This window comes from Pelagibacterium flavum (assembly GCF_025854335.1).
Taxonomy (GTDB): Bacteria; Pseudomonadota; Alphaproteobacteria; order Rhizobiales; family Devosiaceae; genus Pelagibacterium; species Pelagibacterium flavum.
Window position 1 is genome coordinate 854,572 of the sequence record NZ_CP107716.1, and the last position, 13,044, is coordinate 867,615.

Consider the following 13,044-nt stretch of genomic DNA (forward strand, 5'->3'; position numbering starts at 1 on the left):
GTTTTAAGGGTGGGCAGGGTGTCCGTGCCGCCTTGTTGTCTTACGGGGTGCTCTGTAAGGTGCCACAAAAAGCCAATACCGCTGGAGCCTTGTCCATGTCATCCCCCCAACCGCAATCGACCCATAACCAGTTCGGCCAATTGCCCGAATGGGATCTGAGTGATCTCTATCCCGGCGTCGGGTCGGACGCGCTCAAGGCCGACATGGCGTTTCTCGAAACCGAGACCAAAGCCTTCGAGGCCGATTTCAAAGGCAAGCTCGACGGACTGGCGAAAGAGGGCGGACTGGTCGAGGCGGTCAGGCGCTTTGAAAAGCTAGACGAGGTTTTCGGGCGGCTGGGGTCCTTCGCCTATCTCAATTATGCGCAGAACACCGGCGATGGCGACCGGGTGAAATTCTTGGGCGATACGCAAGACAAGATCACGGGGCTTTCGACCCGCATCCTGTTTTTCACGCTCGAGATCAACCGGATCGAGGATGAGGTGCTTGACGCGGCTTTTGAGGCGAGTGCCGATCTTGCCCATTACAGGCCGTGGTTTACCGAATTGCGCAAGTCGCGGCCATACCAGCTTGAAGACCGGGTGGAAGAGCTGTTCCACGACAAATACGTTACCGGGCACGCGGCCTGGAACCGGCTGTTCGACGAGACGATGGCTTCGCTCAAGTTCGAAGTCGATGGCGAGACGCTGGGGCTCGAGCAGACGCTCAATCTTTTGAGTGACAAACAGGAAGCAAAACGTTCAGCCGCGTTCAAGGCGTTGTCCAAGACGCTTTCGGCCAACAAGAAGCTCTTTGCCCATATCACCAACGTGATGGCCAAGGACAAGGAGATTTCCGATCGCTGGCGTGGCTATGAGGATGTGGCCGACAGCCGCCACCTTGCCAATTCGGTCGAGCGCGAAGTCGTTGATGCGCTCGAGAAGGCGGTGCGCGAGGCCTATCCGCGGCTTTCGCACCGCTATTACCAGATGAAGGCCAAATGGTTCGGCAAGGACAAGCTCGACGCCTGGGACCGCAACGCGCCGCTACCCACATCGGACGACCGGATTTTCGATTGGGAAACGGCAAAGACCACCGTGCTCGATGCCTATGGCCGGTTTTCTCCGAAGCTGGTGGAGGTGGCAGAGCCGTTTTTTGACAGCGGGTGGATCGACGCGGCGGTTAAACCCAACAAGGCGCCGGGCGCCTTTGCGCATCCGACGGTGACGACCGCCCATCCCTATCTGATGCTCAACTATATGGGCCGGACACGTGATGTCATGACATTGGCCCACGAGTTGGGCCATGGGGTGCACCAGCGGCTGGCGGCAGGGCAGGGAGAGCTTATGGCGCCCACGCCGCTGACGCTGGCGGAAACGGCGAGCGTTTTTGGCGAAATGCTGACCTTCCGCGCCATTCTCGACGCGACCACCGATCCCAAGCAGCGCTTTGCGCTGATCGCCTCGAAAATCGAGGATATGCTCAACACCGTCGTGCGGCAGATTTCGTTTTACACGCTGGAGCGCAAGATCCATCTGGCGCGGCGCGAAGGCGAATTGCGGCCCGAAGAGATCGATGCGTTCTGGATGGAAATATCTTCAGAGAGCCTCGGGCCGGGGATCAGGCTCAACGAAGGCTATGAAGTTCTGTGGAGCTATATCGGGCATTTCATCCATGCGCCGTTCTATGTCTATGCCTACGCGTTTGGTGATTGCCTTGTGAACTCGCTCTACGCACAGTATGAAAAGTCCAGTGAGGGGTTCGCCGAAAAGTATTTCGACATGCTGAGCGCCGGGGGATCGAAACATCATTCGGAACTTCTGGCTCCTTTCGGGCTGGATGCCCGCGATCCGCAATTCTGGTCGCTGGGACTGTCCATGATCGAAAGACTCATTGACGAACTGGAACAAACTCAGCCCTAAAGGGCGCCAATTCAGACTCGAGAAAATTAGGGGAAAGCTGCGATGGCCGAACAACAGGTCGCAACTTATTCAAACAAGCCGATCAGCGAAAAGCAGAAGGAAAAGGACTTCGAGGAGCATACCCACACGTATGCCGCGTTCCTTTCCGGAGCCAAGTGGAGTGTGATCTCCACGGCAGCAATACTGGTGATCCTGTATCTGATCTTCGTTTACTAGACCTTCGAACCCCGGGGGACATGGACGGGATCGTTGCGGGCCATAAGAGGTAGGGTTTCATGAAAATTGCCGTAATGCGCGAGCGCGTGGGGGGAGAAACCCGCGTTGCAGCGACGCCGGAGACGGTTGCCAAGCTCATCGGGTTTGGCGCGACCGTCAGCGTCGAAAAGGGGGCAGGGGAAGCGTCGCGCATCCTCGACCAATTTTACAAGGATGCCGGGGCGAGCGTCGAGGCGAGCGCCGCGGCAACCGTCAAGGGCGCCGATGTGATCCTTTCGGTCCGGCGCCCCGAGGCGTCGGCGCTGAGCGGTGCTGCCAAGGGCGCGCTGGTGCTGGCCACAGCCGATCCGTTCGGCAATGAAGCCGCGCTTGCTGCATTGGCCAAGGCCGGACTTTCGGTTTTTGCCATGGAACTGATGCCGCGCATCACGCGGGCTCAGGTGATGGATATCCTGTCCAGCCAGGCCAATCTTGCCGGGTATCAGGCGGTTATCGAAGCCTCAATGGTTTATGACCGGGCGCTGCCGATGATGATGACGGCGGCGGGCACGGTGCGCGCCGCCAAGGTGTTCGTGATGGGGGCCGGCGTTGCCGGGCTGCAGGCGATCGCCACGGCAAAGCGTCTCGGCGCGGCTGTCTCGGCCACCGACGTTCGGGCCGCGGCGGGCGAGCAGGTGGAATCGCTGGGCGCGAAGTTCATCATGACCGAAGCGCTCAAGGACGCGTCAGGCACCGGCGGATATGCGCGGGAACTGACCAAGGAAGAACAGGCGGCGCAGGCCGAGCTGGTGTCGGGCCATATCGCCAAGCAGGACATCGTCATCACCACGGCGCTGATCCCCGGGCGTCCGGCGCCAAAACTGATCACCAAGGCAATGGTTGAATCCATGGCACCGGGTTCGGTTCTTGTCGATCTGGCTGCCGAGCGGGGCGGCAATATCGAGTTGACGGTTCCCGGCCAGACGATCGTTCACAAGGACGTAACGATCATCGGGCTGGTCAACCTGCAGGGCAAGATCGCTGCGACGGCCTCCCAGCTCTATTCCAAGAACCTTCTGGCGTTTCTTGAAACCATGATCGACAAGGACGCCAAGGCGCTCAGGGTCGATTGGGAGGACGAGCTGGTCAAGGCAACGCTTCTGACCCGCGACGGGGCTGTCGTGCATCCGAACTTTGCCGGATCTGCTGCTGCGGCGCCTGCCAAAAAGGCGCCTGCCAAAGCCACTGCAAAGGCGCCGGCCAAGGCCGCTGCGACCGGCAAGACGGCGGCCGCCAAGGTTGCGCCGAAGGCGGAAAGCAAGCCGGCGGCCAAGGCTCCGGCCAAGACCGGAACTTCTGGCAAGGGCCGGGCGGCAAAGGTCGCGACCGCCGGCGCCGTTTCGGTTCCGGCCGAGGAAAAGCCTGCGGCCAAGAGCGCAGCGGCGCCCAAGGCACCGGCGGCGAAAAAGCCCGCAGCCAAAAGCGCTGCGGCGCGCAAACCGGCGGCAAAGAGCACAGCAGCCAAAAAACCCGCAGCTAAAAAGCCTGCGGCCAAAAAGACGGATGGAGACGTATAATGGGCGGTGTCGTCGATCCCTTTTTCTTTTTCCTTTCGGTGTTCGTCCTGGCGATCTTCGTGGGTTACTACGTCGTCTGGTCCGTAACGCCGGCCCTTCATACACCCCTTATGGCGGTGACCAACGCGATCTCTTCGGTGATTGTGGTGGGCGCGCTTCTGGCCGTGGGCGTGGCCAGCGTGGGTGAACCCGGCCCGGCCCGCTGGTTCGGATTCATAGCGCTGATCCTCGCATCGGTGAATATCTTCGGGGGCTTCCTCGTCACCCAGCGCATGCTGGCGATGTACAAGAAGAAGGGCTAGGACACATGATTTCCGCAAATATCGCGGCCCTGGCCTATCTGGTCGCCGGGGCGCTGTTCATTCTCGCGCTGCGCGGGCTGTCTTCGCCCACCACGGCGCGGCGGGGCAACACGATGGGCATGGTCGGCATGACCATTGCCGTGCTCACAACGCTGGCCATTGCCGCACCCACCGATCCGTTCGCGTGGGTCCTGATTATCGGCGGGCTGGCCATCGGTGGCGGCATCGGGGCGTTCATCGCGCGCGGTGTTCCCATGACGGCCATGCCGCAACTGGTCGCCGCTTTCCACTCGCTGGTCGGTCTGGCCGCCGTGTTCGTGGCGGCAGCGGCGCTTTATGCGCCGGTTGCCTTCGGCATCGGGGAACCGGGCCATATTCACGTGCAGGCGCTTATCGAAATGAGCATTGGCACGGCCATTGGCGCCTTCACCTTCACCGGTTCGGTGATCGCGTTCGCCAAGCTCGACGGCCGCATGAGCGGCAAGCCGATCCTGTTGCCAGCCCGGCACCTGATCCATCTGGGGCTGGGCGCGCTGCTGGTCATTCTGATTGGTGTGTTCTCGGTGACGCAGGATCCGATCCTGTTCTGGATCATCACGCTTATCGCGCTTGCGCTGGGCGGGCTGATGATCATCCCGATCGGTGGCGCCGACATGCCGGTTGTGGTCTCCATGCTCAACTCCTATTCGGGTTGGGCGGCGGCGGGCATCGGCTTTACCGTTGAGAACACGGCTCTGATCATTACCGGCGCGCTGGTGGGGTCGTCGGGCGCGATCCTTTCCTACATCATGTGCAAGGCCATGAACCGGAGCTTTATTTCGGTGATCCTTGGCGGGTTCGGTGGCGACGACGCCGCTGCGGCCTCTGGCGATGTGGAAGAGCGCCCCGTCAAGCAGGGCTCGGCCGAAGACGCGGCCTTCATCATGCAGAACGCGTCCAAGGTCATTATCGTGCCCGGTTACGGTATGGCGGTCGCCCAGGCCCAGCATGCGCTGCGCGAAATGGCCGATGAGCTCAAGGCGGCCGGGGTCGATGTCTCCTATGCCGTGCACCCAGTGGCGGGCCGCATGCCTGGGCATATGAACGTGCTGCTGTCCGAAGCCAATGTGCCTTATGACGAAGTGTTCGAACTCGAGGACATCAACTCCGAGTTCTCGCGGGCCGATGTGGCGTTCGTTATCGGTGCAAATGACGTCACCAACCCATCGGCCAAGACCGACAAGACCTCGCCGATCTACGGCATGCCGGTTCTCGATGTGGAAAAGGCGGGTACCGTGCTGTTCATCAAGCGCGGCATGGCGGCAGGTTATGCGGGGGTTCAGAACGAACTGTTCTTCCGCGACAACACCATGATGCTGTTCGGAGACGCCAAGAAGATGACCGAATCCATCGTCAAGGCGTTCCATCACTGAGTAAGGAAAAAAGGGGCCAAATGGCCCCTTTTTTTGATATGTAGAAACAGTTCAGACTTAGATTCAATATCGCGAATTCTAATTTTTGCAGCCGTTCTTGTCGCAGGTGATCCCACTGGACGTATTGACCCAATGGCTTGGGTTTTCATTAGTATTGAAGCCACATCCCGTTTTTCCACCCTTTGATCCTTGGTGAACTTCACCTGTAGGTGTGTGTTTCACGGCCATAAATCTGTCCTTTTTTTATCTGCTTGGAGTACATATGGCCACAATATATTTCAAATTATCAAAATTCGCAATTGAAGTTCATTTTGGCCTCAGGATCAGTACCAATCTTTGGTTTAACTCTAAAGTTGGATAGCGGCCCGATCATACTTAGTTACATCGATGTGCGTACTTGAGCGGTTCGGCGCCAATGGCCATGTTGTCGTCAACGCAAAGGATACACGATGACCCAATCCATCCGCATCGATCTGTTCACCGATGTCGTATGCCCCTGGTGCCTGATCGGCACGGCGCGGCTTGATCAGGCGCTGGCGACGCTGCCTGAGGACGTAAACGTCGAGATCTTGCATCACCCGTTCCTGCTCGATCCGACGACGCCGGAAGAAGGGCAGAACACCAAGGAAAGGCTCAAGGCAAAATATGGCGGCGATATCGACGCCATGCAGGCGCGCGTTCAAGCTGCGGCACGTGATGCGGGTGTGCCGCTGGAGATGAGCGTACAGCCGATGAGCTATCCCACGATCAAGCCCCACACCCTGATCCGCTCGGCAGCACCAGAGCATCAGTATGGGCTGGCCAAGGCGTTCGCGGCGGCCTATTTCCTTGAAGGCAAGAACATCACCGACGACGCGCTTCTGGCCGATATCGCCGCCGAGCATGGGTTCAGCCGGGACGGAGCGCTCAAGCTGATTGAAGACGAGGCCGAAAACGACACCACCCGGGCGATGGCGGTCTCAGCGAGCCAGCAGGGTATCAACGGCGTGCCGTTCTTTATTTTCAACAACCAGTTCGCCATTTCCGGTGGCCAGCCGCTTGAGGTCTTCCAACGGGCGTTTCGTGTCGCGCTGGGCGAAGAGGCGCTGACCTAGACGAGCCCTGCTTCCGGCGGTATCAAAAACGGAGCCGCCGGGAGGAAATCGAAAATGCTCAAGAAGATCGTTATCGGCGTTCTGGTCTTTCTCATTATCGTTTATGGCGGGCTGCTCGCTTATCTCTATCTCAACCAGCGGGCGTTCTTCTTCAATCCGGCCGGCGAGATTTTCGATCCCGCCGCCGTGGACCTCGATGCCGAGATCGTCACCATTCCGACGAGCGATGATGAGGTCATTACCGGCTGGTACACACCGCCGGCTGGCGATGAACCAGTCATTTTGTATCTCAAGGGCAATTCGGGAAGCTTTTCGTCCGAATACGAGCGCTTCCTTTCGTTCACCGGGGCGGGATACGGCTTTTTGTCGGTCGATTATCGCGGCTTTCCGCTGTCGCCGGGCGAAATCACCCAGGACAATCTTCTCGCCGATGCCCTTGCGGCGTTCGACTGGCTGGCTGAGCGCGAGGACGAGATCGTCGTCTGGGGGCGTTCATTGGGCGCTTCGCCCGCCGTTTGGGTGTCCAGCCAGCGCGCCGCGGAAGCGCTTCTTTTGGAGACGCCGTTCTATTCGGCGGTGAGCGTGGCGGCGGAGCGCTACCCTTTTGCACCGGTCGCCTGGCTGATGCTCGATCAGTTCAGGTCCAACGACTGGATAGGTGCGGTCGACGAACCGGTGTTTGTGGCGCATGGCACCGCCGACCGGACGGTCAGCGTTTCGAATGGCGAGCGGCTCTTTGCCGAAGTGCCAAATCCCTACGACATCTGGATCGAGGAGGGAGCAGACCATTCCGATCTCTGGGCACGAGGGATCTGGGAGCGGGCTCAGACGTTCTTTGCGGATACAGCAGAGGGAGGCTGAAATGGCGAAATTTCTGGCGATCTATACAGGAACGGCGACGGCCGCCGAAAAAGCGCAGGCCGAAGGCCGGGTGGACGAAGCGGCGGGCATGAAAGCCTGGGGCGAATGGATGGAAGCCAACGCATCGCGCATTGTCGATCCGGGCGGGCCGCTGGGCAAGACAAAGAAGGTCGGCCCAGACGGTGTTGCCGACATCACCAACACAGCCGCGGCTTACGTAATCGTCGAAGCGGCGGACCACGCGGCCGCGGCCGAAATGTTTCGCAATCACGCCCATTTCACCCATTTTCCGGGCGAAGGCGTTGAGGTGATGCCGATCCTCGAAATGCCGGGAGTTCAAAAATAAAAACGCCGCCCCAAAGGACGGCGTTTTTCTGCAAATACGTTCATGTCGAACAGTCGCAGATGCAAGAGATTTCGCGCTTTGCGAAGCCCTCTTAGCGACGACCGCCGGTTACAACACCAGCCTCGCGCTGTGCACGCTTACGAGCAAGCTTGCGGGCCCGGCGGATCGCCTCGGCCTTCTGCCGTGCCTTCTTTTCAGAAGGCTTCTCGTAATAGTTGCGCAGCTTCATTTCGCGAAACACACCTTCGCGCTGCAACTTCTTTTTCAGCGCCCGAAGCGCCTGATCGACATTGTTATCGCGAACGACTACTTGCACGCGGAACACCCGCCCTTTCGGTTAGAATTTCGGCTGATATCAAACGCCGGAGGCCAAAAGCAATCCAGCGCCGACCGACACTTGCCGGTCACCGTGGCCGCGGTAGTTACCAGAAGAGTCCGGTCATGTCCACCGGTGAGGCCCGGAATCTGTGCTTTTTGTCAGTTTTCGGGGAACCTGACGATATTGAGGTGGCCCATCTTGCGCCCGGCCCGCGCTTCGGCCTTGCCATAGACGTGGGGCTGGGTGCCGCCGGTCGCGCGCGCGGCTGTGGCAAAGATTTCCTCGCCCAGCAGGTTTTCCATGACCACCCCCGCCAGACGGGTCGTATCGCCCAGCGGCCAGCCGCAGATGGCGCGGATATGATTCTCAAACTGGTCGGTGACGCAGACCGCTTGGGTCCAATGGCCCGAATTGTGGACCCGGGGGGCGATTTCGTTGACCAGAATCTGAGGATCGTCGCCATCGGACACGACAAAAAACTCGACGCCCATGGTGCCGACGTAATCGAGCGCTGTGGCAATGTCGCTGGCAACAGCCTTGGCCTTGATCACCACGGCATCGGAAACCGTGGCGGGCAGGGTCGAGGTCTTGAGTATGTGATTGCGGTGGATGTTCTCCGCCGGATCGTAGGTGACCACGGATCCATTGGCGCCGCGCACCACGATGACCGAGATTTCCTTTTCGAACGGGATATAGGCTTCAAGCACCAGTGGCGCACCGGGTTCGAGTTCGGCAAAAGCGCCTTCGAGATCGTCGGGCTTGCCGATCATGCGCTGGCCCTTGCCGTCATAGCCCAGCCGTGTGGTCTTGAGGACGGCGGGAAGACCGATCTCGGCAACGGCCGCCTTGAGCTCTTCGAGACTGCCGACAGGGCGGTAGGGCGCGATGGCGACGCCTGTGCGGCTGAGGAAAGCCTTTTCGGCCAAACGGTCCTGGCTGACTTCGAGGGCTTTGGCGCCCGGGCGCAGCGGCACGTTGTCGGCGATGACTTTCGCCGTTGCCAGGGGAACGTTTTCGAACTCGTAGGTCACAACGTCGACACCGCCGGCAAAGGCCCGCAGCGCCGCGACATCGTCATAGCCTGCGACGGTTTTTGTCGGGGTGACATCGAAGGCGGGGCTTTCGGGATCGGGGCAGAAGATATGAGTTTTCATGCCCAACTGGCTTGCCGCAAGCGAGAGCATGCGCCCGAGCTGTCCGCCGCCCAGAATACCGATGGAACTGCCGGGCTGGAGTGGGTGGCTGTCAGTCATCGTCCTTGGGGAACTCCGCAACTGCGTTGGTCTGGCGAGTGCGCCACTCGGTGAGCCGGGCCGCCAGTTCCTCATCGGCGAGCGAAAGGATCGAGGCGGCCAGTAGTGCGGCGTTGATCGCGCCCGCCTTGCCGATGGCCAGGGTGCCGACCGGCACGCCGCCGGGCATCTGGACGATGGAGAGCAGGCTGTCCTGTCCGTGAAGCGCTTTGCTTTCCACAGGCACGCCCAGAACCGGCAATGTGGTCATCGAGGCGATCATGCCGGGCAGATGGGCCGCGCCGCCGGCTCCTGCGATAATGACCTGAAACCCATCCTCGCGCGCCGTTGTGGCGAAATCGACCATGCGCAGCGGCGTGCGGTGGGCCGAGACGATACGCGCCTCGTAATCGAGCCTGAGCGCTTCGAGCGTTTCGGCGGCAAAGCGCATCGTGGGCCAATCCGACTGGCTGCCCATGACGATGGCGATAGGGGGAGATGAAACCAAGAGCCCGACCCTCAATTGGCTAAAGCGTGGCTGTATCCGATAAGCCCAAAAGGTTCAAGACGCCGCGTCGATCAGCAGAGCAGGGAACGAAATTCAAGTGCGTGGCGTTTTCAGGTCGCGGGGTCCTTGAGGGCTTGGATTGGGAAACAGTAAATGGACACGAAACCGTCGGTAGCTCCGGCGCCGTCGCTGCTTGGCATCCAGCCTCTAACGGCGATCCTGACCTTTGTTCTGATTGTAGCCGTGCTCTATCTGGGGCGCGGTATTTTCGTGCCGCTGGTTCTCGCCGTGCTGCTCGCCTTTGCGCTGGGTCCGGTCGTTCACAGCCTGCGCCGGGTCGGAACGCCCCATATCGTTGCCGTCATTGCTTCGGTGCTGGCCGTCATCACGCTGATTTCGGGTGTGGCTTATCTGGCGTTTTCCCAGATGCTCTCGCTCGCGTCCGATCTGCCGCGCTATCAGGCGACGATCAGCGAAAAGCTGCGCATGCTACAGGAGACATTGGGAGGCGGGCAGGTCATCGACAGGCTGGTCTCCACGATCGAGCGGCTGGGCGCGCAGGTGGAGGCCAATGCCGAGAGCTTGGCCGAGCAAGGCCCCGAACCCATCCAGGTGGTCATTGCCGATGACGGTATGGGGTCACTCGAAACTGCCCAGGCGGTTTTTTTCTCGATCATCGGCCCGCTCGCATCGGTTCTGATCGTCACGATCTTTGTCATTTTCCTGCTGCTCGAGCGCGAAGAATTGCGCGACCGGTTTCTCAAACTGGCCAGCCGCGGCGATCTGCGCGCCAGCACCGAGGCCATGAACGAAGCCAGCGCCCGGGTCGGGCGCTACCTTCTGGCGCAGGCAACGATCAGTGCCGGTTATGGGACGCTGTTCGGGGCGGGGCTGCTTGTCCTTGGGGTGCCCAATGCGATCTTGTGGGGCCTGCTGGCGAGCGTGTTTCGCTATATCCCGTTCGTGGGCACACTGATGATCGCCACCATCCCGATCCTGCTCTCGATTGCTGTCGATCCGGGTTGGACGATGCTGTTCGGGGTCATCGGGCTCTATCTGGTGCTTGAAATCGTTTCCAACAACATCATCGAACCCAGGCTTTACGGGACCTCGACGGGGCTGACCCCTTTGGCCGTGCTGGTTGCGGCCATGTTCTGGGCCACGCTCTGGGGTCCGATCGGTCTGATCGTTTCCATGCCGTTGACGGTGTGCATTGTGGTTATGGCGCGTTATGTGCCGGGCCTGGGCTTTATCGAAACCATACTTGGCAGTGCACCCGTTCTGCTGCCGCAGGAGCGGTTCTACCAACGATTGATCTCTGGAAACGTCGAGGAGGCGATCGAGCTGGCCGACCGGGAGATTGAAAAGGACGGCGTTGCCGCGTTTTACGACGATATCGCGGTTCCGGCCCTGCGGTTGGCCGAAGCCGATATCGCCGGCGATCTTGCCGATCCCTCGCACCGCCACCGAGTCGTTGAAACGCTCGCGGAGGTGCTCGACGACATTGCCGAGGCGGCGCCCGGAACGGTTGAGGACAGCACGCGGGTTCGGATCTTCGGCGGCAAAACCGAGCTCGATCAAGCCATGGCGTTCATGGTGGCCGAACGGGTGCGGGCCCGCGGCTTTTCTGCTCAGGTGATGGCACCGGTGGCGCTGCGCAAAGAGGGCATCGCCCAAATGGACCTGTCGCAAACAGACGTGGCGTGCCTTTGCTATCTTGGCGAAAAGCCCGACGTCTATGCCCGCTACGCGGCACGCCGTCTCAAGCGGATACGACCGGAAATGGTAGTGGTCGCCGGCTATTTCCATCCCGACTACGACGCTGGACAGCGCGACGGTGGCGCCGACGAGATCGATGTTCTGGCTCATTCAATCGGTCTGGCAGAGCATGCGATCGCGCTGGCGCTGGGCGACAATGACGAACCGGTTGCCGATGATTCGGGGGGCGTTCCACATTTGCGTCTGTCGGCCCGGGCCATTTCGGATCAAGCGGCTGCGGACCCTGACATCGCCCGGTCCTTGCGCCGGCTGGCTCGCTCGGCCAAGACCACGGTGGCAATGGTAACCGTGGTGCCGTTGTCCGATTCAGCCAGAGACGAGCTGAAAAGAAGCCATGCCGAGCATCTGGCTCATGCGGTGCTCGAACGGTCGGGCACATTGATTATCGACGATCTGCAGCATTCGCCCTACGCCCATCTGCGCAGCGTGGTGGAAAGCGGGGTTCGGGCCTATGCGGGTGTGCCCATTCCGCTTGGCGACGGACAATTGGGTGCAGTACTGGCGATTTTTGACCAGGAACCCCGGCTTTACGACGAGGCGCAGATCGATCTGCTCGAAAAGGCCAGCTTGCCGATCACCAGAGAGGTCAGGGATATTCTGGTGCGTCGGGCGGCCGAGGAAAAGGAAGTTATCGACTAGGGTCTTCGTTGCCGTCAGTGGGCGTGGCCGTCGTCGAAGTCCTCGCTTCCAGCCTGCCAGTAGCCGGCCGCCTTGATCCAGTCGGGGTTGTGGCCGCGCTCGCCCACCATATGGCTGCGCACGGCTTTGCTCATGGCGCCTTCGCCGGCAACAAAAACGTAGCCGTCGCCATTGGGCAGATCGAGCCCCTGAACAGCACCAAGCAGCTTGTCGTAATCGCCAGGCGCGGCGCCCTCGCGGCTCAGCCAATGGATTTCGGCCCCTTCGGGGGCGTCAATTTTCTGGATTTCGCTATTGTCGGCAATCTCGATGACGGCGATGGCGCGTGCATCGCGCGGCAATTCCTCGAGCCTGCGGGAAATGGCGGGCAGGGCGGTTTCATCGCCAACCAGCAAATACCAATCGAAATCGCCCCGGACGACGAACGATCCGCGCGGGCCACCCACGCCTATCGTGTCGCCGGGCCGGGCCATCTCCGCCCAGCTCGATGCCGGACCGTCGCCATGCAGCACGAAATCGATGGTCAGGGTGCGCGCTGCGTTGTCATAGTGGCGTGGAGTATAATCGCGGGATTCGGGGCGTTTGCCATCGGGAAAGACCAGCCCGTTTTCCCCTCTTGTCGGCACGGGAAAGTCGGCTGAGCCCTTTTCGGGGAAAAACACCTTGCAATGATCGTCATAGGCGAGGGAGACGAAGCTCTCGAAATCGTCCGAGGTCAGCGTGATCCGCGCCATTTTCGGCGTGATGCGCTCGGATTTGAGGACCTTTGCAACCCTGAATTTGAGTTCATGGCGAACACGTTCGACAATACGGGTATGTTGGGTCATCTCAGATCATCCTCAAAAAGCTCAATGAGGGACGTACAAATGATGATGGAAG

Annotated in this window: 13 protein-coding genes; 9 read left to right on the forward strand and 4 right to left on the reverse strand. The window is 60.4% G+C overall.

The genetic code is table 11. The annotated features are described in order from the left end of the window. Window positions 1-95 precede the first annotated feature (95 nt). From OF122_RS04265 to OF122_RS04300, 8 genes are all read left to right on the forward strand, one after another. Window positions 96-1,901, forward strand: a complete 1,806-nt coding sequence (locus OF122_RS04265) for a M3 family oligoendopeptidase (protein ID WP_264226585.1) — start codon at window positions 96-98, stop codon at window positions 1,899-1,901. A 42-nt stretch (window positions 1,902-1,943) separates the two neighbouring features. Then, entirely contained in the window at window positions 1,944-2,117 is a 174-nt protein-coding gene (locus tag OF122_RS04270) for an aa3-type cytochrome c oxidase subunit IV (RefSeq protein WP_264226586.1), read from the forward strand. A 59-nt stretch (window positions 2,118-2,176) separates the two neighbouring features. Further along, a complete protein-coding gene (locus OF122_RS04275) occupies window positions 2,177-3,673 on the forward strand; it encodes a Re/Si-specific NAD(P)(+) transhydrogenase subunit alpha (protein WP_264226587.1) in 1,497 nt (498 codons plus the stop codon). After that, the gene (locus tag OF122_RS04280; protein ID WP_014131661.1) at window positions 3,673-3,975 is read left to right on the forward strand and encodes a proton-translocating transhydrogenase family protein; all 303 of its coding nucleotides are present in this window, start codon (window positions 3,673-3,675) and stop codon (window positions 3,973-3,975) included. The genes OF122_RS04275 and OF122_RS04280 overlap by 1 nt, the downstream gene beginning before the upstream one ends. An 8-nt stretch (window positions 3,976-3,983) precedes the next feature. Then, window positions 3,984-5,387 (forward strand): NAD(P)(+) transhydrogenase (Re/Si-specific) subunit beta, encoded by a 1,404-nt coding sequence (locus OF122_RS04285; protein WP_264227603.1) that lies wholly within the window; start codon window positions 3,984-3,986, stop codon window positions 5,385-5,387. Window positions 5,388-5,836: 449 nt separating this feature from the next. Next, the gene (locus tag OF122_RS04290) at window positions 5,837-6,481 is read left to right on the forward strand and encodes a DsbA family oxidoreductase (protein ID WP_264226588.1); all 645 of its coding nucleotides are present in this window, start codon (window positions 5,837-5,839) and stop codon (window positions 6,479-6,481) included. 54 nt (window positions 6,482-6,535) lie between these two features. After that, complete coding sequence (locus tag OF122_RS04295; RefSeq protein ID WP_264226589.1) at window positions 6,536-7,342, forward strand: alpha/beta hydrolase; 807 nt, start codon at window positions 6,536-6,538, stop codon at window positions 7,340-7,342. A gap of 1 nt (window position 7,343) precedes the next feature. Next, a complete protein-coding gene (locus tag OF122_RS04300) occupies window positions 7,344-7,688 on the forward strand; it encodes a hypothetical protein (RefSeq protein ID WP_264226590.1) in 345 nt (114 codons plus the stop codon). 91 nt (window positions 7,689-7,779) lie between these two features. Here the strand turns inward: OF122_RS04300 and rpsU are convergent, their stop codons facing one another. The 3 genes from rpsU to purE all read right to left on the reverse strand — a co-directional run bounded on the left by rpsU (window position 7,780) and on the right by purE (window position 9,717). Beyond that, the gene (rpsU, locus tag OF122_RS04305) at window positions 7,780-8,004 is read right to left on the reverse strand and encodes a 30S ribosomal protein S21 (protein ID WP_041529391.1); all 225 of its coding nucleotides are present in this window, start codon (window positions 8,002-8,004) and stop codon (window positions 7,780-7,782) included. A gap of 161 nt (window positions 8,005-8,165) precedes the next feature. After that, the gene (locus tag OF122_RS04310; RefSeq protein ID WP_264226591.1) at window positions 8,166-9,260 is read right to left on the reverse strand and encodes a 5-(carboxyamino)imidazole ribonucleotide synthase; all 1,095 of its coding nucleotides are present in this window, start codon (window positions 9,258-9,260) and stop codon (window positions 8,166-8,168) included. Further along, window positions 9,253-9,717 (reverse strand): 5-(carboxyamino)imidazole ribonucleotide mutase, encoded by a 465-nt coding sequence (purE, locus tag OF122_RS04315; RefSeq protein ID WP_408636326.1) that lies wholly within the window; start codon window positions 9,715-9,717, stop codon window positions 9,253-9,255. Before purE ends, OF122_RS04310 begins: the two co-directional genes overlap by 8 nt. A gap of 183 nt (window positions 9,718-9,900) precedes the next feature. On the opposite strand from purE, the gene OF122_RS04320 reads away from it, so the two are divergent. After that, complete coding sequence (locus OF122_RS04320) at window positions 9,901-12,165, forward strand: AI-2E family transporter (protein ID WP_264226593.1); 2,265 nt, start codon at window positions 9,901-9,903, stop codon at window positions 12,163-12,165. A 14-nt stretch (window positions 12,166-12,179) separates the two neighbouring features. Here OF122_RS04320 and OF122_RS04325 read toward each other — a convergent pair whose 3' ends face one another. After that, window positions 12,180-12,992, reverse strand: coding sequence for a siderophore-interacting protein (locus OF122_RS04325; protein ID WP_264226594.1), 813 nt, complete (start codon window positions 12,990-12,992; stop codon window positions 12,180-12,182). Window positions 12,993-13,044 lie beyond the last annotated feature (52 nt).

What these genes read in the sequence shown, in the direction of transcription:
- OF122_RS04265 (WP_264226585.1), top strand. Translation starts at nt 96, where the DNA reads ATGTCATCCCCCCAACCGCAATCGACCCATAACCAGTTCGGCCAATTG.
- OF122_RS04270 (WP_264226586.1), top strand. Translation starts at nt 1,944, where the DNA reads ATGGCCGAACAACAGGTCGCAACTTATTCAAACAAGCCGATCAGCGAA.
- OF122_RS04275 (WP_264226587.1), top strand. Translation starts at nt 2,177, where the DNA reads ATGAAAATTGCCGTAATGCGCGAGCGCGTGGGGGGAGAAACCCGCGTT.
- OF122_RS04280 (WP_014131661.1), top strand. Translation starts at nt 3,673, where the DNA reads ATGGGCGGTGTCGTCGATCCCTTTTTCTTTTTCCTTTCGGTGTTCGTC.
- OF122_RS04290 (WP_264226588.1), top strand. Translation starts at nt 5,837, where the DNA reads ATGACCCAATCCATCCGCATCGATCTGTTCACCGATGTCGTATGCCCC.
- OF122_RS04295 (WP_264226589.1), top strand. Translation starts at nt 6,536, where the DNA reads ATGCTCAAGAAGATCGTTATCGGCGTTCTGGTCTTTCTCATTATCGTT.
- OF122_RS04300 (WP_264226590.1), top strand. Translation starts at nt 7,344, where the DNA reads ATGGCGAAATTTCTGGCGATCTATACAGGAACGGCGACGGCCGCCGAA.
- OF122_RS04310 (WP_264226591.1), bottom strand. Translation starts at nt 9,260, where the DNA reads ATGACTGACAGCCACCCACTCCAGCCCGGCAGTTCCATCGGTATTCTG.
- purE (WP_408636326.1), bottom strand. Translation starts at nt 9,717, where the DNA reads ATGGGCAGCCAGTCGGATTGGCCCACGATGCGCTTTGCCGCCGAAACG.
- OF122_RS04320 (WP_264226593.1), top strand. Translation starts at nt 9,901, where the DNA reads ATGGACACGAAACCGTCGGTAGCTCCGGCGCCGTCGCTGCTTGGCATC.
- OF122_RS04325 (WP_264226594.1), bottom strand. Translation starts at nt 12,992, where the DNA reads ATGACCCAACATACCCGTATTGTCGAACGTGTTCGCCATGAACTCAAA.